Raw genomic sequence first — 23,506 nt, 5'->3', positions numbered from 1 at the left:
GTATGGAGAAAACACTTCATCGATACTTATATACTCTAAGTTCAAAAAGTTTGGCAAAACGCTGTATATACTTCTAACAAAGGACATTCCGTACCTATAATCCACTTTTTTCGGACACAAAGCATATACCAGCGTGTTAATAACTTGTGTGTTTCCCATTTCTTTAATCGCAGCAAAAATAAAATTGTTTTCTAATAAATCTGTCGCTGTTTCTTTCAAAAAAAGCTGCACATTACTTGCAAGATAAATATAATTTCTAGCACTTGACACAAACGAAAATACAAAGACTCCTACTAATCCAAAAATGCAAATCATGACAGCTCGTTTTTTGCTAATTTCTTTTCTATACAAATTACTAATAACAAGAAGAACAATAGCCAAACGGAAAACAGCTATTCTACTTCCACCTAATAATTGTAACAACACATAGCTACCCAAAGCGAAATATACCGTTCTTCGTCTTTTTTCCTCAAAGCAATATAAAATCAAAATCGCACTTGGATAAAATCCTGAAATTAATACAAAAATTTTATCAATACCTGTTGCATTTCCCAAAGTATCACTATATCCATTAAAAAAAACAGTTGTTACATCTTTATACAGTTCATAAAATGTTGGAACAACTGATATGAGTAAAAGTCCCCACGCCACTCTACACAATACATTATCTGTTAATACAGGTTTATTTGAGAGCTTTTCATATTTGATAGAGCTCCTATGAAAACAAAAGCCTATTCCAGTTAACGCAATAGCGATAAAGCAAAAAACACTTGCATTTAATATTTCCTGGTTAGAGAAAAAGCCTCTGTCCATCGAAAATGCAAAGACTCCCAACTTATATCCAAATGCAGTTAATATACATTGTCCGAAAGAGAACAAGTAGCACATGATCATGAATATGAGAAAAACGTCCCACTCTTTCTTGACTTGATATAGCGCTATGGTAGAAAGAACTCCGTATATAATGGCCACATAACCTATTTTTCCCAGAATATTCTCTGATGCATCTATTTGTACCAAAGCGAAAGAACCTATAATTTCTACAAGAAAAATCAATATTGCTACCACTTGGCTTCTCTTTATTAGATATTTTTTCACCACAATTTTCCTCAACTCTCAATTTTCCTTAAAACGCGTCTCCATCATATGTAAGTATCTTTTTTCTGTGTACATTTCCTTGCAGTATTCCCTATTTCTTTTACATACAGTTTTTAATTCATTCGCTTTAAAAGAAGCAACTTTGCTATACGCGTTTTCTTTATTTTTCATCACAATTCCATTCACACCGTCTTCCACAATATCTGGAATACCAGCATGATCTGTTGTAATAATAAACATTCCATTGCCCATTGCTTCCAGAATACTAATAGGCTGGCCCTCGTTGGGATATCGAGTTGGAAGTGCAAAAAGATAGCATTTTTTCAGAAGTTCTCTCTTCTGTTCGCCACCCACAATTCCATGATATGTAACGTACTCTTCCAGCCCATTTTCCTTTATATAGCTTTTAAAGTAATCTTTTTCACTGTCTTCAAAAAACTTGCCTGCAAAATCAAAATGGAATCTTTTTTCTCCGCCGGCATCCACACGTTCTTTTTCTGCTTTTGCCATTTCAAGAACGAATGGATATCCCTTGCTTCTGATAAAATTGCTCAACCAAAGGACATGAAGAACTTTTTTACTTTCCAATGATTTCAGCTTTTCTTCAATTTCTTGGTCTGTGAGCAGATATTGATCATCAACGCAGTTTTCTACGACAAAAATCCTGTCATCATCAATCATCCCTTCAAAAATCTTCTTCAGAGACTTTGACAAGACAATTGCACCTGAGAGTTTCTTGATGGCTTTATAATTTGCTTTGCGTTGCCAGCCAGCCATATCGTTATCGACTAACTGACGATAATATCCGCCATGGAGATGAATCAAACATTTCTTGTGCTGCAATTCCAATAGCTTAAAAATGACCAAGTCCCGAAGATTTCCGCCTTTCGTTTGGCTGATTGTAAAATAAAACAAATCAGCCTTGCTACGGCTTATCTTCAGGAGATTCTTAATAAAGTTCTTGTTATTGGTAATATCCACCTTTTCAAATTCAAACTCCCCTTGCGAATCAATCTCAAAATTCAAATTTGAATTATAAAGAGTCTCAACTGCCTTGGATAAGCCATGCATTGGAGGAGGAAACTGAGCAATAAAACATATTTTCTTCATCAGCTATTGCCCTCCAACCTCTTAATAACTCTTGCCGGATTACCAGCAATCACACAGTTATCTTCGAATTTTCCGCATACCACAGCACCGGCACCGACAACGCAGCCATCCCCCAGCACTGTGCCTTTCAGAATTATACTGTTGCACCCAATGAAACAGTTCTTACCGATCTTGATTTCTCTGCTTGGCACCAGATCACTGTCACCACCATTTTCATCCCGGAGCAGTTTGTTTCTGGTTTCTGTTTCAATAGGATGGAAGTCATTATCCAGAATCTTGCAGTTACCACCAATGCAGGTATTCTCACCAATCGTGATCTTCTTGCGGGCGTAAATCGTAGCACCTGAAATTCCCACATTATCTCCGATTTCAATCTCTGCACCAGGTGCACGGGTAACGATGATTGTCCGGCTGTAAAGTCCAACCAGATTACTGAGGAAGCTGCTCTTAATCGTGGTGTTCTCACCGATCTTCAGCTTGGCACCACCTTTGTTGAAGATGATTGGTACGCCTTTCAGCAAGAGGTTCTTTCCATATTCAATTTTCGTCATCTTCATAACCAGCTTGAACCAGTTACTATTCATTCCCTCTCGCCTCCTTTACAGCTTCAGAATTTCTTCTGCATACTTCTGTACACTTACGTTTCTGGTCAGATTTTTTTCAAGTTTTTCCCGGCTTCTGGCTCCCATGGCCTTCAGCTTTTCACTTCCAGCATTCTCAATAAACCAGCGGATGTTTTCTTCCACCTGGTCATACTCGCCCGGCTCGCAACACAGGCCACCCTTTGTGTCCTCAATAATGCAGCGAATCTCAGATCCAGATTCCAGCACTCCAATTACTGGCTTTGCAGCAGAAGCCAACCCGTAATATTTTGACGGGCAGCTCACTCCTTTAATGCCTTTCGCATTCACACACCAGTGGACATCTCCAGCATTCAGACTGTAAATCAAGTCTGCCTTGTCCTGATATGGGATAAAAACTACATTCTCCATTTGATGCTCGGTCACATAGTCTTCCAGTGTTTTCAACACAGAACCAGCACCGACAAAGGCAAAGACAACCTCTCGGCCATCTGCCGTCTTGGTATCAGCACCAAACTTCTCAACCACTTTGATCAGGTTCTCAAGGTCATAGTACAAACCGATATTGCCGGAGTACATGATGACAAACTTGCTATCTAGGCCGTACTTCTTCTTAAAAGCAACTACTCTCTCGTTGCCTGCTTCCAACGGATAGATTTCATTTTCATCGATCCAGTTATTGATCATGACAGTCTTCGGGACTTTCTTGCCCTTGAATCTGCCTTCTACCGTCTCGACCAGATCCCGCCCAACTGTGATGATCAAGTCACTTCTCTTGCAGCTGAACTTGTCAAACCACATCATGGCATCAGTGACAAATTTACTCTTGGTATAACCAACAGCCAGCACCTGCTCCGGGTTGAAGTCCTGAATGTTGTAAATGTACTTAGCGTGTTTTACCCACTTGCCCCAGACACCCAACAGACCGCCAAGGATTGGCGGCTGAGAAATGGAAAACACATAGTCCTGTTTTCCGACCTTGAAGGTCGCACTCATTGCCCCAAAGAAGTAGGACAAAATATTCCTTACACGGCTCACCTTATTGGTCTTGCTGAACTCCGGAACCCGGATTCTCAGCACGTTCACGCCGTTGATTTCTTCTTCATAATACTTCTGTGTCTTATATTTATCTTCAATCGTTCCAAGGTAACTCGGAACCACACAAATCACTGTAATATTAAATTTATCCAGCATACCCTCCGCCAGTTCACGGAGGATCTGCCCCGTTGACGCAGTATCTGGAATATAGTAATGAGCATAAATCAGAAGATTTTTCTTACCTGCTCTCTCTTTCTTCATCTGCTATATTCCTCCAAATTTACTTCATTCCTTATTACGAAATGAAGTTTTTCAAAACTTATCTTCACACAAACTCCACGCTCCAGACATCCACCCCGGAATCCTGGAACACCTCTCTCAACCTCTGATGCAGCATCTCCTGTGTGACGCCTTTCTTCAGTATTACCTGCAGGAAGCCGCCGCCTCCGGCTCCGGAGATGAATTTTCCGTCGATCATGTCTTCACATACACTGAAGATCTGGTCTATGCAGGTGTTGGTTGAGCCGGCATCCAGCTTTTTGGAGATTTCCCAGTGCTGGTTGAGAAGGCTCGCGAATTCGTCGATGTCTTCTTTTTCCAGGGCGAATTTCATGAGTGCTGCTACTTTCTGCATCTCATCCAGCGCCTCCAGAGATTCTTTTCGGCCGCCGATGTAATTTCCTACGACTTCTCTGAGAAGGTTTCGGGCAAGGCGCCGCTGGCCTGTATAGATCAGAGCGAATCGTTCCTGAAGCTCCTGTTTCGTTTTTTCCGAGATTTCTACCTTTTCTACCTTCAGCTGCTGCCGGATTCCGGGTCTTGATGTGATAAATTTGATTCCGGGTGTCAGGCCGCCAACCTGATCCTGCCAGCCACCGCCTGTGCTCATGATCTGCTCCAGGTTGAGGACTGTATCATAGATCTGGCTGTCATCCCAGTTCTCCCCAAGAAACTCTGCAAAAGCTTTAACGCAGGCTCCTGCAAGGATACTGCTTGTTCCAAGGCCGGATCCTTTGGGAACGCCTTTGACGCAGGTGGAAAGGTAGAATCCGCTGCCCATTTTTTCCAGGACCTTTTTCAGATCGGCCTTTTCCTCCAGCGGAAGGATCCCGCAGGCGATAATGGCTGCCTTGTGCAGGGCAAAAGGATCGTATGGATTATGGCAGTCCTGGATCTCTTCTGCACTTTCTGCTGTTCCGTAAGCACCTGTGTCTGTACTTGCCAGCTCAATATGTAATTCCGGTATCTTCCGAATCTCTACCTCGATGGGTTCACAGCCTCTCAGCAGGATTGCTGCGTTAAGAACAGTTCCTCCGTGTTCGTTGCAGTATGGCGGTGTGTCTGACCAGCCGCCGCCCCAGTTCACACGTACCGGCAGATTTACCTTTACCTGTTCTTTTGCGATCGTATAGCCGCTGTTTCCTGTCAGCTGTGTCTGAGATGCGATTTCTTTCTGGATCTGGGAAAAGCACTCCTGCTCTAGCACATCGTATGTTTTTCCGTCAAAGCATTTTTTAGTGAATTTCATGGAGCGTGATACTGCATACAGGATCCGTATTTTCTGTGAAAAATCTGCTTTTTCAGCTTCTTTCATCAGCAGATGGTAATGTCGTTCCTGGATTTCTTTTTCACCAAAGATCTTAAGTGCAGGAATGTAATGTCCGCCTTTTTTCAGTTCTCCCAGAAATACTGCCACCAGGATCCTTGCTTCCAGATCTTTTTTCCAGGAAAGGATATTTTCTGTATTTCCATACCGGAAGGATTCTTCCAGACTCAGTCTCGGCTGTTTTTTCCAGCTCTCGATCTGCTGGGGTTCAGCAAGTCCTTCGCTCATTTTTACAAGAAGGTTTCCTGCCTGTGCTGCTTCCTGGAATGTTTTGCAGACCGGATACAGTTTTGCATTCCAGAGTGCGTGGGTTTCGCCTGTCCAGATATCTTCCGGCGCCAGTCCATTGGCTGAAAGAAAATCTGCCAGGTTTCCCCGCAGAAAGCTTCCTCTTTCTTCCAGCATTTTCTTCGGATTATCCATGACTCCATATGTACGGATCACGCATCGTCCTGTCTGACCGCCGTAAAGTTCTGTGATCTCGTCCTTCAGCTTCACACCGTGAAATACTGTGTTCGCCGGTATATGTACATCCTTCAGGGAAAGGCCGGATACTACAGCGCCCTTTCCGACGTGGGTTCTTCCCTCAAGGCAGGTGTCTTCAATATATGTTCCTTCCTCGATGTCAGCTTCCGGTCCGATCAGTGCTGTGTGCAAAGCTCCCTGGCAATTTAAGTCATTGGTGAATACGTGTTTTTTCCAGTCAAGGAACTCATAATCGGTTACTTCTTCTGTCATCAGAGCACGCAGCTCTCTCGTTGTTCCGAAATGGATAAATTCTGCAGGAGAAAGACAGATCAGCTTCATCTGAAAAGGACTTAATGCCTTCCATATTTTTTCTCTGCAGGTAAAAAGCTCTGTGCAGAATTCGCCTTCCGGTTTTTCTTTCTGATATTGTTCAAAGGTGGAATCTGCCGCCAGCGGATACAGAAAATCTCCGTAAAAGCTGACTCTTGCTTTTTCATTTACAAAGCTTTCGTATTTATCCGGATCTGCTTTTTTTCCTGATGCATCTGCGATCAGACTAAAAAGTGTTTCCAGTATTTCGGCGTCCAAAAGTACGGCGCCTGTGTCAAGATCCACGCAGTCCTGTCCATTCACGGCTCCCAGCCTGCGAAGTGTTTCTGCCGGCTGTTTGTGAAGAAACATTTTTACATGGTCGCTTCCATCGTTTAAAAACACTCCATGATCGACTCCCACTTCTACCGGAGATTTCATGGAGATCGCCGCAGCTCCGCGGAACTGGGCATCTATCTGTAAAGGATTAAAAAGGAGGAGCACATCTCCGGAAAGTACCAGCATTCCTTCTTTGAACCTAGCCGGAACGCCTGCCATGCTGATGAGAAATTCATCAAACAATGTGGAGCCTCTTCCATCCGGAAGTTCTCTTGGTACAGGTGAAAAAAGCTTTCCGCACACAGAATACTGTGGGACTCTTTTGCTGTCTCCGCCGGAATGGATCACAAGGATTCTTTTGTTATGGAAATCTCCCCAGAGTCCTTCTTCCTCCGAAAGAAATCGGAGTACATTCAGAGTTGCTCCGCCGGATCCTACTCTCTTGCCTTCCGGATCCGGGAGCACGAAATATTTTGTCCATCCCGGCAGTACGCCCTGTTCCAATCTGTCTGCGATCTGGCTGCGGAAGGATCTGGCCTGTTCTTCATTTGATGAGGTCAGGATCACATAGTCCCATCTGGGAAAATTTACTTTGCGGATGCTTCGTGCATAGTCTTCCCATGCATCCTGGCAGCTTTGCCGCAGAAAAAGATTTTTCAGTTTCCTGTATTCTGTGTTCATTGCTTTCCTTATCCTTTGCTTTTTCATACTTTCTTTTTTTACATAACTTCGAATACTCTTATCCGCTGTCTCGGCTGTGCCGGAGCTTCTGGCGGAAATTCTTGGCCGACTCTTCCTTATGATAAGGGAGACACGACAGGCGGTATTCAACCTGTCAGCATCTGCCTGTAGCAGAAGCTGAGTTGTGCTCTCGCTCTATAAAACAGTGGTCATACCACTTGTTTCCCAAACTGAAGAATACATTTATGGCTCAGATTTCTGGCACTGTTCAGGCTTCGACTTCCTCTGTGCCCGTTCTCACAGGTATATTCATCTGTTTTGCGGTTTGCTGTCTTAACTGGCGCACCGCAGACAGAACAGGTTTCGGATATCCCTTTTGCATAGGTTTCAATGACCAGAATGCCGTTTTTCCATGCTTTATAGGGCAGATTGCTCCTGATCCCGGAGCTTAGATGCATAGTGCTCCAGTTTCCTGATCCGATCATCACATAATCTGTGTATTCTTTTTTGTATTTTGGAAGGACGATCAGCGAAACCTGCTTTTCCAGGCAGAAGCCTATGATCTGTGAACTAATCTCATGGGCATAATGCTCCGACAGGTGTTTCAGATGCATCCAGTATTTCCTGTTTTCTCCGGGCTGTTTTTCCCCGCCGAGAGATTTCCGGGCTTTCTCGATTTTCTTCCTGATCTGATCGCAGCGATGCGTATATTCTTTTCCGCCGCCCCAGAATTTCACATCTGTTTCCTTCCCTGTGCCGTCACATACTGTCCCCACAGCAAAAACATCTCCGTTTGTAAACTGGATGGCACAGATCTTCCGCCCTTCCTGGATACGCTGCTTTACTGTTGCAGTGTCTGCTGTAAATTCCTTCACGGGAACATGCAACATGAGATATTTCTTCTCAAAGGTTACTGAGGGTGACATTAGCTCTGCTTCTGCGGGAAATTCTCTGCCATACAGTCTGCATCTCATCCATTTCCATTGTTCTCCTGTCCATACCTTCAGTGTAATCTCCTTATGAGAAAAATCTCTGTACATTCCTTTATAATAGGTAACTGCTGAATGAAGCTTTTCTGCTTTCCTCCCCGGAATAGACTTTTGCCTGGATATGTGACTCTTTGCTGCGGCTATAGCACTGTTTATCGCAGCCCGCCTGAAATACAATGGGACTTTTTCCCAGGGAAGGGGATTCTGAGGAACCTGCTTGTCTCTTCCCATAATAGTCAGAACCTCCAGGGCCCGAAGAGTTTTCTGGCTCCCCAGTTCTCCCAGTTCCTCATGAGCCAGCAGAAGATCATAATAAAAGCTTTCAATTTCATTATAGAAATCCTGGGTTTTCCTGAGCCATTCCGGATGTCCGCAGCAAAGTCGGAGTCTTCTGGTTGTTATGCTGTAGCCTATATTGGACGGCATGTTCTCTTCCTTCCGTTTATTTATATAACTTATCCAATATTATTATCTTGTCGCTTAATGTTAGATTAAGCGACAGGACCTGAAAAAAACTGTATATAAGGGAATTCGCCATTTTTCTGACCACAAAAGCTGACCACTTATGACCATGAATCTTATAACAAGAAGCCTGATATTTCCCGCAAAATACAGGTCCCTGGGACTATACATCTGACCACTTATCATGACCACTTTTATATATTGATATGTATTTTTCTTTCTCTGATATATAAAAAACTGCATAAAACGGCACAAAAAGCGACATAATTGGACAGCTATGGCAGTTTCAGATCGCTTGACAAGCATTAAAGCGGATGTTATCATTACATATGGTTCAAAATCTTGAATCAAACAACAGAATAATCCAAAAAAATTACTGTCGCTTAATCTAACATTAAGCGGCAGTTTTCACATTCTCTTCATTTTCCTTTCACACAATGCACACATTTTTTTACTATATTATTAACTGTAGATAGCAAATGCTAAACAATCTTTTTCTTTTTCATACTTTTTGCCGGGAGTCAGCACAACTCCCGGCCTCCTTTTTTTATTCTTCAGGTAGTTCGCCTGCATTTTCTATTATTATTAAAGATATAAAAATATATCTTGTTTTTTCTTATTATATATATTATACTAGTCAAGAACTTATTGTTCCCGTCCATTCTGTTCTTTGATAATTTCATAGACTTCACACTCGAAACATGATACAATATCCGCACAGAGAAATATGCGGTACAATTTTTGTGGGAGGATGCGCATATGCTAGATCAGAAAGATTTGGAATTATTAGCCGGTATGATAAACCCGATCAATGTCCAGCTGGGCAATATAAATAACCGATTAGATGGTATCGACGCCAGACTGGATGCAGTGGATACTCGTCTCGACGGTATCGACGCTCGTCTCGATGCTATGGATGTTCGTCTTGACGGTATCGACGCTCGTCTCGATGCTATGGATGTTCGTTTTGACGGTATCGACGCTCGTCTTGATGCTATGGATGTTCGTTTTGATGAAATAGATGCCCGCTTCAACCGGGTAGAAAACAGACTTGAAATGATCGATCTGAAATGTGATACCAACAGAAAACGCCTGGACGACCTTTCACTGGATGTTAAGCTTGCAGAACGGGATATCCGAAAAGATATCAAAAATTTACAGGACACAACAGAAACTCTTGTCGTTGTACTTCAGGGAAGAGGTATTTTACCTGACCCAGGTAACACAATACAGACAGCCTGATCATATCATGTAAAGAGTGTGAAGCCTATGAAAGTATCAAGGGATCACACTCTTTATTATCATCCATACAACCATCTTTCTCCTCAAAAAATGGTTGCATTTACAATTCGTTTATGTTATAGTTATATGCGTTGCGGGGTATGGCGTAGCTTGGTAGCGCGCACGGCTGGGGGCCGTGAGGTCGCAGGTTCAAATCCTGTTGCCCCGATTGAACATCATAAATATTATAACAGCTAAGGTTTCCGAGGTCTGATGACTTCGGATTTTTTTATTACCTTTATTACCTTACTATTTTTCGAAAGGAAGGTTTTGCATGCAAGATAATCTGTCTCTTTATCATATTTTTTATACGGTAGCACGTACCGGCAGTATCTCCCACAGTTCCCGGGACCTTTATATCAGCCAGCCTGCTATCAGCAAGGCGATCCAGAAGCTGGAGCAGAATCTGGATACCGTTCTTTTTAAACGCAGTTCCCGGGGTGTCACTCTGACCCCGGACGGTGAGCTTCTTTTTGAAAAAGTAAAAGAAGCTCTTTCACTTCTGGATGAAGGAGAAAATTCCATTCGCCATAACCGTTCCCGGGACATTCCAAAGCTGCGTCTGGGCGCCAGTTCTACTCTTACCAGATATGTACTGCTCTCCCACCTGGAAAACTATATTGCACGTTTTCCTCATGTACGTATCACAATTTCCTGCCAGTCTACTTATCAGACGCTGCAGCTTCTGGATGAGGAAAAAATCGATCTGGGACTCATCGGACGGCCGCAGAAGCTTCGGGGATATTATTTTCAGCCTCTTTTGAAAATCCAGGATACCTTTGTCTGTACACAGCAGTATCTGGAAAATCAGAAAAAGCTCTATCCGGATGAACCTCTGATCCAGGCAGCAACTTTCATGATGCTGGATGAGGACAATATTACACGTCAGACCGTGAACACTCAGCTGAAAGAACATCATGTGGAATTAAGTCATATTCTGGAAGTAACAACTATGGATCTTCTGATCCAGTTTGCGGAAATTGGTCTTGGGATTGCATGTGTGATCCGTGATTTTGTAAAAAAAGAGCTCGAAGAAGGAACTCTGGTGGAAGTACCGGTAGGATTTTCTTTTCCGCTGCGTGAGATCGGGTTTGTATGCAGACAGAAAGATACTGATTCGGCTTTGATCGCGCCATTTTTTGATGATGAAACAGGGCATCCGGATAAATAAAGGAATGAAAAAAAATCCCATCTGATCATTGCGACCAGATGGGATTTTTAAATTTCAAAAAAGTTTCCTACCACTGTATTACGTGTGTGACTTCTTTGACTCAAACTTCGCTGCGCTTCGTTCGAGTAGCGCAAAATTTATTGCACCTGCAATAAATTTTGCTTAGTTATTAATAAGCTTATCCTCGCCGTTCCAGCTGTAGAGTTTACGGATCTCTTCGCCGACTTTCTCAGACTGATGCTCAGAAGCTAATTTTCTCATAGCCTTGAAGTGTACCTGTGCACCTGCATCGGACATGTCGAGTAAGAACTCTTTTGCGAATGTACCATCCTGGATATCGGAAAGAACTTTCTTCATTGCTTTCTTTGTATCCTCTGTGATGATCTTCGGTCCTGTGATGTAATCGCCATACTCAGCTGTATTGGAGATAGAATATCTCATTCCGGCGAATCCTGACTGGTAGATCAGGTCAACGATCAGTTTCATCTCATGGATACACTCAAAGTATGCGTTTCTTGGGTCATAACCAGCTTCAACAAGTGTCTCGAAACCAGCCTGCATAAGTGCGCAAACACCACCGCAAAGTACAGCCTGCTCACCGAAGAGGTCTGTCTCTGTCTCTGTACGGAATGTTGTCTCAAGAACACCAGCTCTTGCTCCGCCGATTCCAAGTGCATATGCAAGTGCGATATCCTGAGCTTTACCTGTAGCATCCTGCTCTACAGCGATCAGACAAGGAACACCTTTACCAGCCTGATACTCGCTTCTTACTGTATGTCCAGGTCCTTTCGGCGCGATCATTGTAACATCAACATATGCTGGTGGTTTGATGCATCCGAAATGAATGTTGAAGCCATGAGCGAACATAAGCATGTTGCCTTCCTCAAGGTTCGGCTCGATATCCTTCTTGTAAAGTGCAGCCTGTTTCTCATCGTTGATCAGGATCATGATGATATCTGCTTTCTTAGCTGCTTCAGCAGATGTATATACCTCGAAGCCCTGCTCCTCAGCTTTTTTCCAGGATTTGCTTCCTTTGTAAAGACCGATGATTACATTACATCCGGACTCTTTAAGGTTCAGTGCATGTGCATGTCCCTGGCTTCCGTATCCAATAATCGCAATTGTCTTACCATCTAATAATCCAAGATTACAGTCTTCCTGGTAAAAAATCTTATTTGCCATTTTACTTTCCTCCTCTGATGTTTACAACATCTTCTTCATAAAAATTATTTATCGTTAAGAGAGTAGCTGCTCTCCTAGCAAACATATGTAAAAAATTTACAGGTAACGGACATCGTCACTGCCTCGTGACAGACCTGTGATTCCTGTTCTTGCAAGCTCAAGGATCTCATAGTCAGCCATCAGCTCCACAAACGCCTGCAGCTTGTTCTGGCTTCCGGTCATCTCCATAATAAGAGAATCCTTACTTACATCCACCACCTTGGCACGGAAGATATCTGCAACAGAAAGAGCTCCCTGTCTCTGTTCCGGCTTCACAGCAACCTTGACGAGCATCAGCTCACGGGCAACGCTGTCGTCCTGTTCAAGGACCTTAACATCCCGTACATCTTCCTGCTTCGCCAGCTGCTTAGTGATCTGCTGGAGCATCTGATCATCTCCCTCACATACAACTGTCATACGGGAATATCTCTGATCTGCAGTCACTCCTGCGGTAATGCTGTCAATATTATATCCACGGCGGCTGAAAAGACCAGCCACACGGCTAAGGACTCCGGAGGTATTATCCACAAGGATGGATAGTATTCTCTTTTCCATAATACACCTGCTTTCAACACTTTTATGTATAGAAAACCGACTTCGTCAGTTAACGCTTTAATCTAATAAACCCTTGCTTTCTTACCATTATAACAACTTCGAAAATTTTGTCAATCAAAATTTCCTGCAAAATTCCTTCAGGATGATAAGAAATGTTTTTATCCTCAGATCAGATATTTTTTCTTAAGCTCCTCGGATGCCTTTGGTGTCAGATAGAGTTTTTTCCGAAGGAATCTTTCAATTCCTCCGTTTTCTTTTTCGATGACATCAAAAACTGTATTGATATAAGACTCCTTCACCTGATAGAAGGCTTTCAGATCTGCAAGCTTCCGGCTGTTTTCCGGCCGGTCTGCCCGGTAAAGCCTGCACATATATTTCAGTTCATCTTCCAGACATGGATTTGACCGCATATAATCCCTTCGTATCGTTTCCTTAGGTACACCCAAAGCAAAGAGCAAAAGTGCTGTTCCGACTCCTGTCCGGTCTTCTCCTGTGGCACTGTGAAAAACAACAGCTCCATTCTTTACATGAAGCAGGACATCCAGAAAACGTGCATACTGCTTCAGAGAATACTCATCCGTAACGAAATTCCGGTACCAGTCCTGCATATACTGGTCTACATCACCATAGCAGGACATCACATGTTCAAAAAAGCTGTTTCCACTGCTGTCCTCATCCCGGATTGGAATATGATAATATTCCACTCCTGCCATGATATCGTCCGGTTTTTTCTTTACTTCTGCGGCTGACCGGAAATCAATCACTGTTTTTACATTATATTCTTCTGAAAGGATCCGGTTGTCTGCAGCAGAAGCATGATAGATTTCTCCGCTGCGCAAAAGCTTTCTGGGAAGAATATGCGAACCGTCTACTGTCATCAATGCACCCAGATCTCTTGTATTCGGAAGATTCTGAAGCGGAAGCCTGCTTCCTTTTGGAAAACCAACCGCAAGATCCGGATTCAGTACTTTAAGAAGCTGAAGGCAATCCTGTACCTCCTGCTCCGTCATATCAAATTTATAACGCTTCTGACGTCTGGTTATGATCACCAGATAATTGATGATCAGCTGCTTTTCACCGGTTTTATCGGTTCCCTCACGGCGCATGTACGCCCAGAGAATATCTTTACACGGAAGACTGTTGAGCATCATATGTCTGGTAAACACAAAAAAGCCATCTTCGATCCGTATTTTTCCGTATCTCATTTTCTTTCCTTTCTCCTTCTCAACCCCTGTGCTGCTTTCTTCGCAACACTTTTTATCATACCAGAAATCTCCAGTCCCGTATACCTCGTTTGACAATTTTCGTAGTTTGGATATAATAAACAGAGAAATTTTACCACAGGGAGGCTTTCTTTTATGGACAATCTTATTTTCTGTCTGAATGTTACCGTGCCCATCTTTCTTACGCTGCTCCTGGGATATTTTTTCCGGAGGATCGGACTGTTTGATGAAACATTTGTCAATCGTATGAACAAATTTGTGTTTGTCATCCCCCTGCCTGTGCTTCTGTTTCAGGACATCGCTAAAATCGATATCTATGAGGCCTGGGATCCCAAGATGGTTCTTTTCTGTTTTGCGATCACATCGCTCAGTATTATGATCTCCGTGCTCCTGTCCCGTTTTCTCCACCCTTCCGATATCCGGGGCGAGTTTATCCAAGCATCCTACCGCAGCAGCGCAGCGATCCTTGGTATCGCCATTATCCAGAACCTTTACGGAAATGCAGGTATGGCACCACTGATGATCATTGCCAGCGTCCCTCTTTACAATGTAATGGCTGTTGTAGTTCTCTCTGTCTTTAAACCAGGTCAGGGAAAAATAGATGGTACCGTTCTGAAGCGCACTTTAAAGGGAATTGTCACCAATCCCATCATTCTCGGCATTGCAGCCGGTACACTCTGGTCCCTTCTTCGTCTTCCATTTCCGAAGATCCTGGACTCTACGGCAGGCAATCTTGCAAAAATCGCCACTCCTCTTGGCCTCATGGCTATGGGCGGATCTCTGCACTTCGGAAAAGCCTTTTCCCGGCTGAAAGCATCTGTTGCCTGTACATTTATGAAACTTGTCGGTTATGAAGCACTTTTTCTTCCTCTTGCCCTCCGTTGCGGTTTTACAAAGGACAAGCTGGTTTCCATCATTATCATGCTGGGGTCTGCCAGCACCGTTACCTGCTTTGTCATGGCAAAAAACATGGGACATGAGGGCTCTTTTTCTTCGGGAGTCGTGCTTCTTACCACATTATTCAGTGCCTTTACCCTGACACTCTGGCTGTTTATCTGCAAAGGTCTGGGACTGATCTGATATTGCAGCTTCTGCATATTATCTACCCGGAAAAATCTGTAACATAAAATGCTGTAAGAACTATGATTTCTGGTTCTTACAGCATTTTTTTATAAAAGCATATTCACATAAAGCTATCATTTCTGATGTGGATGTTTCTGTTCTTACAATCTCATAGCCTACAAAACAAACGAAGCATTCTCTCAGATCAGCTTCAGATATTTCAAGCCATCCCGAATGCCGTAGTGGAACATATCAGACGTAACATAATCTGCCAGTTCTTTGATCTTCGGAGAAGCATTTCCCATAGCAACCTTTGTTGCAGCGTATTCAAACATGGCAAGATCATTGTTGCTGTCTCCAAAAACAACGGTATTCTCCCACGGAATATCAAACAGGCGGATCACAGCTGCGATCCCAACAGCCTTGTTAAAGTCCTTTGGCACCAGTTCAATGGTATTTCCCACAAACGAACTGCTGCCTTCATGGCGGATGATATCATAGTATTCTGATAAAATGGATAACGCTGCCTCCGCATCACATCCCTCCGTCATTTTTGCACTGATCTTATTGATCCGCATACAATCCTCATTTCCACGGATAGGCCTCCATTTATCGCCCAGGGATTCTGTGATCAGACTGGCATACCAGTTCACTTCATCGGTATACTCCTCTTTGTCATAATACATAAAATCCGCGCCTTCCATTACCGGGATCAGTCCGTATTTTCTGAGAACCTCCACAGAAAGCTTTGCAACCTCCGGCGTCATCTCTTTATTAAAAAGCCTCTTCCCGTCCTTCTCAATGGTGGATCCGCAGGCACTGATCATTCCCGTAAAAGGGATCTGCTCCAGATACCAGGATACAAACGCACGACTTCTTCCTGTGCAGAGCCACGCTTCATGTCCGTTATCTACCAGCGCACGGATGGCTTCTATGGCACTGTCCGGCACTCCTTTTTTCATATCACAGACTGTTCCGTCCGCATCAAAAAATACTGCTTTTCTGCTCATTTTCCTGTCCTCCGATATCACCTGTAAAATACCTTTGCCGCACGGATCAGACTTTCCGTATCTTTCACTCCGGCTGTTTCATAAGCGGAATGCATCGCCAGCTGCGGCAAACCGATATCGACCGTATTTATGGCTGCCTGGGTATTGGAAATATTTCCCAGAGTGGAACCACCGGCAATATCAGAACGGTTCACAAATGTCTGATATGGCACATCTGCTTCTCTGCAGAGTTCCTTAAAGATTGCTGTGGAAATCCCATCGGTACAATATTTCTGATTGGCATTATATTTGATCACAATTCCACCATTCATCACCGGACGGTTTACAGGATCTGCCTTGTCTGTATAATTCGGATGTAATGCATGTGCATTGTCCGCAGAGATCATAAAGCTCTCTGCAAGGGCCATCAGATAACTTTCCTGATCTCCGCCAAGGGCCAGATTGATACGAAACAGTACATCTTTAAGAAATGTGGATGCAGCTCCCTGCCTGGTAGTGCTTCCCACTTCTTCATTATCCAGTACACAGTGGACTGCAATGCCCTTCTTCTTATCTGCCTGAAGAAAGCCTTCCATTGAAGCGAAAGCACACTGCAGATCATCTAATCTTGGACTGGAAACAAATTCATTCCTGGATCCCCAGATCGTTCCGGGCATCCGGTTATAGAGAAACAGATCATGGCCCAGGATATCCTCCGGACGGATCTCTGCCTCTTCTGCCAGCATCCGCATGAAGTTTCCTTTTTCGCCACTGCCACTGTACAATGGAAGCATATCCTTCTGGACATTATAATGATAGCCTCCATTAATATCCCGGTTCATATGGATCGCAAGGCTCGGGATCATGACCAGATCTCTATCAATATCTACAAGCTTTTCCAGAATTTTTCCGTTTTTGTGGACGATCATGCGGCCTGCCACAGAAAGGGGACGGTCAAACCAGGTAGAAAGGATCATTCCTCCGTACCGCTCCACATTCAGCTTCACATAAGCTCCGTTTACAGACATCTCCGGATTTTCTTTTATTTTAAAAGACGGGGAGTCACTGTGACTTGCAATGATATGATATCTCCTGCAGTCATTGACAGGAATGGAAAATCCGATGATCGCAGAATGATTTCTCATGACAAAATATTTTCCGCCCTTTTCCAGCTCCCAGCGCTCCTCTTCCTTCAATTCTGTAAAGCCTTCCTCCAAAAAACGTCTTCTTGTTTCCTCTGCCGCCTGAAAGGCTGTAGGACTTTTACTGATAAATTCCAGCAGTTTTTCTGTTGTTTCTTCGTACATAATCTTCTCCTCTGTCGGCCCGGTAATATCCAGGCTGTTATGCTATTACCCATTATACGGCAAAACTTTTTTCAGGGCAATATCTCAGATTTCTGCACTCTTTCGTACCCACATATGCTGCACAAGCTTATCCCCAAGCTTATTTGCGAGCATAGTATAAATTGAACTAAATACATTGGCTCCAATACGGAGCAGCACTGCTGCCGGCATTCCAAACAGTCCTGATGCAATGGACAGTGCTCCAAATGTATTAAATGCAGTCTGCCACGCATAACCTGCGGAATATCCCACACCGATTCCTCCGATCATTCCAATATAGGGATACATAGATTCCGGAAGTATCAGATAAAGCACTGCAAACAAAATACATCCAACGATATTGAACATCCCCCTTTTTCCGGCTCTTCCCTTGCAGTCCTCGGTAAACGGCAAGCACACGGACATACAAGCAATTCCGGCCCACATTGCTCTTGGGAGTCCTAGAAGAGACATGATCAGCATAGCGCTGGAAACGATCAGCGTCAGTCTTAAATACCACCTGCCTCTTGCGGAATGCAGGTCAAATTCCCGGAACAGGTCCAGAAACGTCCTGCGATACGGGCGGTTTTTCTGATTCTTATAAAAAACTACCATGCAGAGAACCATTCCGGCCAAAAGCCCCTCTACACGAAGCAGATACGCCTTTCCGGTTACGTCATATCCCATCAGAAGCAGATATCCGAGAACAAATGTGGAATGGTTATACATAATTACATTATGGCATCCCAGGATCATCAGTAACAGGATGCTTATCGCATTAACAAAAAATGCCGGTACCGGTGAAACCATATTGGATAATCTCGGTCCTGCGATCAGAATACAGAAAATCCCGGCAATGGACAACAATCCGTGAGACGTCCGGATTCCGAAATCCGCCTGTCTTAAAACCAGCACTGCCAGTAGTACGGTTACTCCTACAACACTGTTGTCATTGCCGGTTATCTTACTGTACAATGTCACAACCGCCACACAAAATGCCATGACAAGATACACTTTAAAATTATAGATCAGAATATGCCTTCTTTTCTCCTTTTTGTCTGTGGTATTTCTGATCAGCTGTTTTGATCCGGTTGAGCTTAACTGCAGTTCCTGATAAAATGTCATTTTCATCACTCCTTTTGTAAAGCAGACATTCTCATTTCGCTTTTTTCACATGCTCATAAACGCAATCTCTTTACAATTTACGTTCAAAGATACAAACAGCCATTATACTTGGTTTATTCTAAAACGTCAAATATTTTTTCTGAAATCATGTTCACGCATTACACCTCAGCCCCGATCAGATCACTCCGAAAATGGCCAGGAACATTTTTATTATTTTTATATTTACTGCAGCTCCGCTATCCTGGTCACTGCTACATAAATGTCCTGTATCTTATACCAGGTTGGATAATCCACCACTCCGGATGCAGGAAGCCCGAATATATTCTGGAATTTTTTTACAGATGCAGCGGTAGCCGGACCATAAATACCATCCACAGTCACTGACGGGATGGCAGGATAGGCTTTTGCTATGGCATTAAGCTGTTCCTGGATCTGCTGTACCTTTTCTCCGGTAACACCGATAGTCAGGTCATATCCCGGCCAGGATGCGGGAATCCCGGAAACTGCTTCCGCCACATTGATATACATATCGTTTCCATAGAAGCTCCGCAGGATCTCAATGGCGGAATATCCCTGATCTCCCAGAGCTTTGCTTCCCCACTGGGTCATCCATCCCCGATTCCTGCACTGCACCTGGCGTCCGTCACAGTACTGGGTCAGGATCGGCTGACGTACATCCGGTCTGGAAAGGTAGTTTTCAAAAAGTTCATCCACGATCCGGTCGATACTCTCAAAAATATTCCTGCCATGGATCCATTTGTGGTCGTATGCTGTGGAGGATGTAATGGTGAAATCATAACCCTTATTTCGGTACCACTCTGTATAAACTCTGTTCAGAGTAAACGACATGATTGCCAGAACATTGGCACGTATCGTGTCCTCCGGCCAAGTTGCGTAGATCTCACTGCTGGCCACGTTTTTGATATAATCCTTATATCTTACATAATAATCCTGTGCAGAGGTATCCCCTATTGGCCCGTCGTGGACTACGATATACTCCGGGATCACCACTTTGTTTAATACGATCTCTCCGGTTTCATTTATCGGCTTGATCTCTGCTTCCGGATTTTTGGGAGGATATTCCCCAAAAAGCGTATGGGGTCCGATGACGATCCGCTGATAGTCCTCTCCACTACCCTGCTGTCTGCTAAGGGATGCTCCCTGCCTGGCAATGGAATGGGGAAGAACTTCTGTCCCGGCAACTTCTTTTGGTGTAAAACCCTCTGCACTGATCCGAACTGTATATTCTGCATAAGGCTGCTGCTCCACCGGTTTCATGCTGTATTCCAGTGGAGGAGCTGCCAGCTCCAGCATGGGCGTTTTTCCGGAGGAATCCGTACGGATTTCTTCGATCACATTATCCGGGACTCCTGTGTACGAGATCCGCACTGTAGCATTTTCCACAGGACGGTTACTGGCACTGTCCAGCACCGTCACCTGCAGCTGTCCCTGATCCGGCATATCCTGCTGCATGGAAATATAAGAATGATTTTTCATAAACAGAGGCTCCTTTTTGTGCCTGAAAGCACACTGGTTCTCTGCTAGTATATGTTTGCATAAAAAAAATGTCTCTTACCTGATATACAAATAAGAGACACCTTTTTCAGTTACAGATTATAAATTTTTTCCACCTCTTCAAAGTTCTCTGACTTCTAGCGTTCCCGCAATTTCCAAGAGCTGTTCTTCATTGACAAAATTGCTGATACAGCCCATTCCCTGAACACACGCACTTCCTGTTACATTTCCAAACTTAATGCACTGTTCAATTGGATAATGATGATAAAGTCCATAAATAAAGCCACTCATAAATGCATCTCCTGCTCCTGTTGCATCAATAGCTTTTACATTTTGTACAGAAGATATGATTTTTATTCCATCCTTATTTTTAAGCAGGCACCCTTCCTTGTCCATTTTGATCGTCACGTCAGAAAAAAATTCCGACAGAATGTCAGCAGCCTCTTCCACACTGGACGTTCCTGTAATCTTCATGGCCTCTTTCTGGTTGGGAATATAATAATCTGCAATTTCCAGATAATCCTTGTATTTTTCCAATGTCAGATCATCTTCCCATCCCGTATCAAAAATCTGGATACAACCATCTTTTTTCAGTCTTTTATACACATCTAAAAATCCAACATGCATATCTACCACATATGCACCTTTCAGATTTTCATAAACTTCATCCATAACAGCATCATTAAGATCCATTCCGTCTGTATATGAAATAAAACTTCTGTCACCACAATATAGCAAGGTGGAAGACAGCACCACCGGCATCTTGTTTCCTTTATAAAGATTCACAGTTTTTACCGGATAGCTATTCAGTGTTTTTTTCACAAATTCCGAAAAAAGATCATGCCCTGCAAAAGTAATAATTCTGGACTCAACTCCAAGCCTTGAAAGATTGATCATGGTAGCCGGAATCCCACCACCAAACTGCATGGAAAATCCTCTGGCGAAAATCTCCTCTCCCTTATCAGGCAGTCTATCAAGACCAGAATAGATCAGATCAATATTGGAATAGCCTACGCCACCTACAAAACTCATATCAGTTCCATTCCTCCATATAGTCTTTATTTGTGGCTAAATATGTTTCCACCAGTTTCTTGGCCAGTGAGTAGGAATTGACAAGAGGATGCACCATAAGGCAGTCAATTGCTTTACTAATGCTTCTTGTACGGATTGCTTCAGAAGCCAGCCTTTCGTAAATCTTCACCCTGCGAATAAGTTCCATCTGCAATTCCCCGGGATTTGGGACTTTATGCGGAATCATCTCACCATCTTTAAGATCACATGTAACTTCCACAATGTCTGTATTAAGGAGTCCCGGAATTGCTCCGTTATTCGGTACACAAAGGATCATCTCACTGTCTTTTCCACTTAATTTGGAACGGATATATTTCAGGGCAACACCTGCATAGCCTCCATCATCCTTTGCATAAACATCAAAATGATAGGGTTCTTTTGCTCTGGATACGCCGGTCTCATTTGCCATATAAGCATCTTCACGTTTGCCATACCACTTATCATAAACCTTCAGGCAGTTTTCAAAATCATTTTCGACATCCATGTGTGACAGTTCCTCCGTCATATGGATATTCACATCACGGATCACTTCTCCCCTGGTGATACCCGCATCCAAAATATGCTGAACTGCTTCTTCTCTGTAATAAAAATAATACAAATATTCATTAAGAATACATCCCATATGCTCTACCAGATCTTTTTTAAAGAAACGCATATCTGTATCCGTATACAATCTTTCATCTTTTAAAAGCTCCGGCAAAATCTCTTTTCCATCCAGCTTAATACTGTCAAAAAAAGAAAGATGATTCAATCCATAGCAGTCTCCCGTCACAGAATTTTGCGGAACCTTATACATTTTTGCAAAGGAATGGAGAAGACTACTTGGAGCATCGCAGATACCATAGGTAAAATCATATCCCATATCACGCAGAGTCTGAGATACTACTCCCGCTGGGTTGGTAAAGTTAAAGATCTTTACATCCGGAGAAGCGTATTTTTTTGCAAGCTCACAATATTTTACCAGAGCCGGCACAGAACGCATAGCAAAAGAAAACCCTGCCGCACCGGTAGTTTCCTGCCCCAGAACCCCCAGATTCAGAGCTACTCGTTCATCCTGGATACGCATATCATCCTCTCCAACACGAATCGTTGTTATGATATAATCTGCATCTTTAATGGCTTCTACAGGGTCGCCGGTAAGTTCCAGCTGCAAGTCTGGCTGCAGACGTTTTGCAACCTGCTGTGCCATTTTACCATAGATATTAAGCTTCTTTGGATCATTATCCATAAAAATCACTTGGTTGATCCCCAATTCCAAACTGCTCTGAGCAAGGCTTTTTGCCAAAAACATGGAACGTACTCCACCACCGCCGATTACTGCTATTTTCATCTGTAATTCCTCCTCTTTCTGTCTTTTTAGTAGTCTGCCTCATTCATCTTAAACAACCGATTAATGGCACTTACTACAATTACCCCTGCAATAATAAGAATTACTCCCATCATGTTGGCATAACCATAATTATTATCTGTCATAGATGTTTTGTACAGGTATAGTGGAAGATTCAGTGTTGTATCTCCCGGCCCTCCGTTGGTTGTCAGATAAATGAGTTCAAATTCTCTCAGCATACTGGTTGCCGCCAGAATCTCACAGGTTCCAATAATAGTACGGATCAGTGGGAGACGAATCTTCATATTGATCTGCATGTCTGTAGCACCATCGATCTTGGCCGCTTCCACAACATCCTCGGGAATGGACAGAACACCTGCAAGCACAAGAATGATGATCATTCCTGTATACAGAAGCCAGCTCCATGTAACTGTGATAAAGGCACTGTTCTGATCAAAGAACCAGTTTTTCATAAATGGTTTCCCGGTTACTGTTTTTACAAAAGAATTGATAATACCATACTGCGCATTAAATACATTCAGGAAAATAACAGCCAGTGCCGCTGCAGATACCACATTCGGGATCATATAGATAGTTCTGAGGACTTTCCAACCTTTTTTTCTTTTTGAAAGCATAAACGCGATCACAGTTCCTAGCATCACATGCACAACAGACTGAAGCACAACCCAGATTCCCGTATTCTTCAGTGCTGTAAGCATTCGTGCGTCGTTCCGGAAAGCATTGATATAATTATCCAGTCCAATAAATTTAAATACACCGCCTGCTTTCCATTCAAAAAATGAACTTCCAAACACCATACACATCGGAGCCAGGTAAATCAATGCAAAAAGGAGCAGACACGGCAAAAGAAAGCTTGCCAGTTTCCATTTTTTAACTTTCATTTCTCATCTCTCCTGTTTCAGTCTGTTCTTAGCCTCCGGCGACTTCAGAAGAAGGTAT

General features: G+C 43.3%; 19 protein-coding genes and 1 tRNA gene. 4 read left to right on the top strand and 16 right to left on the bottom strand.

The window, feature by feature from the left end; translation table 11 throughout:
* The 6 genes from wzy to AB5026_RS04580 form a co-directional block, all read right to left on the bottom strand.
* Positions 1–1,098: O-antigen polysaccharide polymerase Wzy (wzy, locus tag AB5026_RS04605; protein WP_368212848.1), on the bottom strand; the 1,098-nt coding region annotated here is incomplete at its 3' end.
* 18 nt (positions 1,099–1,116) lie between these two features.
* Positions 1,117–2,208, bottom strand: coding sequence for a glycosyltransferase family 4 protein (locus AB5026_RS04600; protein WP_138277616.1), 1,092 nt, complete (start codon positions 2,206–2,208; stop codon positions 1,117–1,119).
* A complete protein-coding gene (locus tag AB5026_RS04595) occupies positions 2,208–2,792 on the bottom strand; it encodes a DapH/DapD/GlmU-related protein (protein WP_138277617.1) in 585 nt (194 codons plus the stop codon). The genes AB5026_RS04600 and AB5026_RS04595 overlap by 1 nt, the downstream gene beginning before the upstream one ends.
* A 15-nt stretch (positions 2,793–2,807) precedes the next feature.
* Entirely contained in the window at positions 2,808–4,088 is a 1,281-nt protein-coding gene (locus AB5026_RS04590) for a glycosyltransferase family 4 protein (protein WP_368212846.1), read from the bottom strand.
* 64 nt (positions 4,089–4,152) lie between these two features.
* Entirely contained in the window at positions 4,153–7,230 is a 3,078-nt protein-coding gene (locus AB5026_RS04585) for an L-fucokinase (RefSeq protein ID WP_368212844.1), read from the bottom strand.
* 209 nt (positions 7,231–7,439) lie between these two features.
* The gene (locus AB5026_RS04580; RefSeq protein WP_368212843.1) at positions 7,440–8,645 is read right to left on the bottom strand and encodes a zinc ribbon domain-containing protein; all 1,206 of its coding nucleotides are present in this window, start codon (positions 8,643–8,645) and stop codon (positions 7,440–7,442) included.
* 795 nt (positions 8,646–9,440) lie between these two features.
* Here AB5026_RS04580 and AB5026_RS04575 point away from each other — a divergent pair.
* The 3 genes from AB5026_RS04575 to AB5026_RS04565 all read left to right on the top strand — a co-directional run bounded on the left by AB5026_RS04575 (position 9,441) and on the right by AB5026_RS04565 (position 11,133).
* Positions 9,441–9,923 (top strand): hypothetical protein, encoded by a 483-nt coding sequence (locus AB5026_RS04575; protein ID WP_092070733.1) that lies wholly within the window; start codon positions 9,441–9,443, stop codon positions 9,921–9,923.
* A gap of 134 nt (positions 9,924–10,057) precedes the next feature.
* A tRNA-Pro gene (locus AB5026_RS04570) sits at positions 10,058–10,131 on the top strand.
* A 105-nt stretch (positions 10,132–10,236) separates the two neighbouring features.
* Positions 10,237–11,133, top strand: a complete 897-nt coding sequence (locus AB5026_RS04565; RefSeq protein WP_118609077.1) for a LysR family transcriptional regulator — start codon at positions 10,237–10,239, stop codon at positions 11,131–11,133.
* 162 nt (positions 11,134–11,295) lie between these two features.
* On the opposite strand, the gene ilvC is transcribed toward AB5026_RS04565, so the two are convergent.
* The 3 genes from ilvC to AB5026_RS04550 all read right to left on the bottom strand — a co-directional run bounded on the left by ilvC (position 11,296) and on the right by AB5026_RS04550 (position 14,114).
* Positions 11,296–12,315 (bottom strand): ketol-acid reductoisomerase, encoded by a 1,020-nt coding sequence (gene ilvC / locus AB5026_RS04560; protein ID WP_059086364.1) that lies wholly within the window; start codon positions 12,313–12,315, stop codon positions 11,296–11,298.
* Between the two features lie 96 nt (positions 12,316–12,411).
* Complete coding sequence (ilvN, locus tag AB5026_RS04555) at positions 12,412–12,909, bottom strand: acetolactate synthase small subunit (protein WP_021652933.1); 498 nt, start codon at positions 12,907–12,909, stop codon at positions 12,412–12,414.
* 164 nt (positions 12,910–13,073) lie between these two features.
* A complete protein-coding gene (locus AB5026_RS04550) occupies positions 13,074–14,114 on the bottom strand; it encodes a tyrosine-protein phosphatase (RefSeq protein ID WP_092070937.1) in 1,041 nt (346 codons plus the stop codon).
* 153 nt (positions 14,115–14,267) lie between these two features.
* Here AB5026_RS04550 and AB5026_RS04545 point away from each other — a divergent pair, with 153 nt between their 5' ends.
* Positions 14,268–15,212 carry an AEC family transporter gene (locus AB5026_RS04545; RefSeq protein ID WP_173740879.1) on the top strand — a complete coding sequence of 315 codons (945 nt, stop codon included), beginning with the start codon at positions 14,268–14,270 and terminating at the stop codon, positions 15,210–15,212.
* A gap of 182 nt (positions 15,213–15,394) precedes the next feature.
* Here the strand turns inward: AB5026_RS04545 and AB5026_RS04540 are convergent, their stop codons facing one another.
* The 7 genes from AB5026_RS04540 to AB5026_RS04510 form a co-directional block, all read right to left on the bottom strand.
* Complete coding sequence (locus tag AB5026_RS04540) at positions 15,395–16,204, bottom strand: Cof-type HAD-IIB family hydrolase (protein ID WP_173740878.1); 810 nt, start codon at positions 16,202–16,204, stop codon at positions 15,395–15,397.
* Positions 16,205–16,221: 17 nt separating this feature from the next.
* Positions 16,222–17,490, bottom strand: coding sequence for a M18 family aminopeptidase (locus AB5026_RS04535; protein ID WP_015526779.1), 1,269 nt, complete (start codon positions 17,488–17,490; stop codon positions 16,222–16,224).
* An 84-nt stretch (positions 17,491–17,574) separates the two neighbouring features.
* Entirely contained in the window at positions 17,575–18,633 is a 1,059-nt protein-coding gene (locus AB5026_RS04530; protein ID WP_022426516.1) for an FUSC family protein, read from the bottom strand.
* 222 nt (positions 18,634–18,855) lie between these two features.
* Positions 18,856–20,130 (bottom strand): peptidoglycan-binding protein, encoded by a 1,275-nt coding sequence (locus tag AB5026_RS04525; RefSeq protein WP_022426515.1) that lies wholly within the window; start codon positions 20,128–20,130, stop codon positions 18,856–18,858.
* Between the two features lie 138 nt (positions 20,131–20,268).
* Positions 20,269–21,180: a carbohydrate kinase family protein gene (locus AB5026_RS04520; protein ID WP_021652941.1), complete on the bottom strand. Its 912-nt coding sequence runs from the start codon at positions 21,178–21,180 to the stop codon at positions 20,269–20,271.
* Position 21,181: 1 nt separating this feature from the next.
* On the bottom strand, positions 21,182–22,549 hold the full coding sequence (locus AB5026_RS04515; RefSeq protein ID WP_021652942.1) for a family 4 glycosyl hydrolase: 1,368 nt from the start codon (positions 22,547–22,549) through the stop codon (positions 21,182–21,184).
* Positions 22,550–22,575: 26 nt separating this feature from the next.
* Complete coding sequence (locus AB5026_RS04510; RefSeq protein WP_110103627.1) at positions 22,576–23,448, bottom strand: carbohydrate ABC transporter permease; 873 nt, start codon at positions 23,446–23,448, stop codon at positions 22,576–22,578.
* Between the last annotated feature and the right edge of the window lie 58 nt (positions 23,449–23,506).

Origin of the sequence: Blautia sp. RTP21359st1_E11_RTP21359_211015 (genome assembly GCF_040910705.1) — a bacterium.
GTDB classification, from domain to species: domain Bacteria; phylum Bacillota; class Clostridia; order Lachnospirales; family Lachnospiraceae; genus Blautia_A; species Blautia_A fusiformis.
Note: the sequence above shows the minus strand (reverse complement) of the source record. Positions and strands in the feature narration are given on the sequence as shown.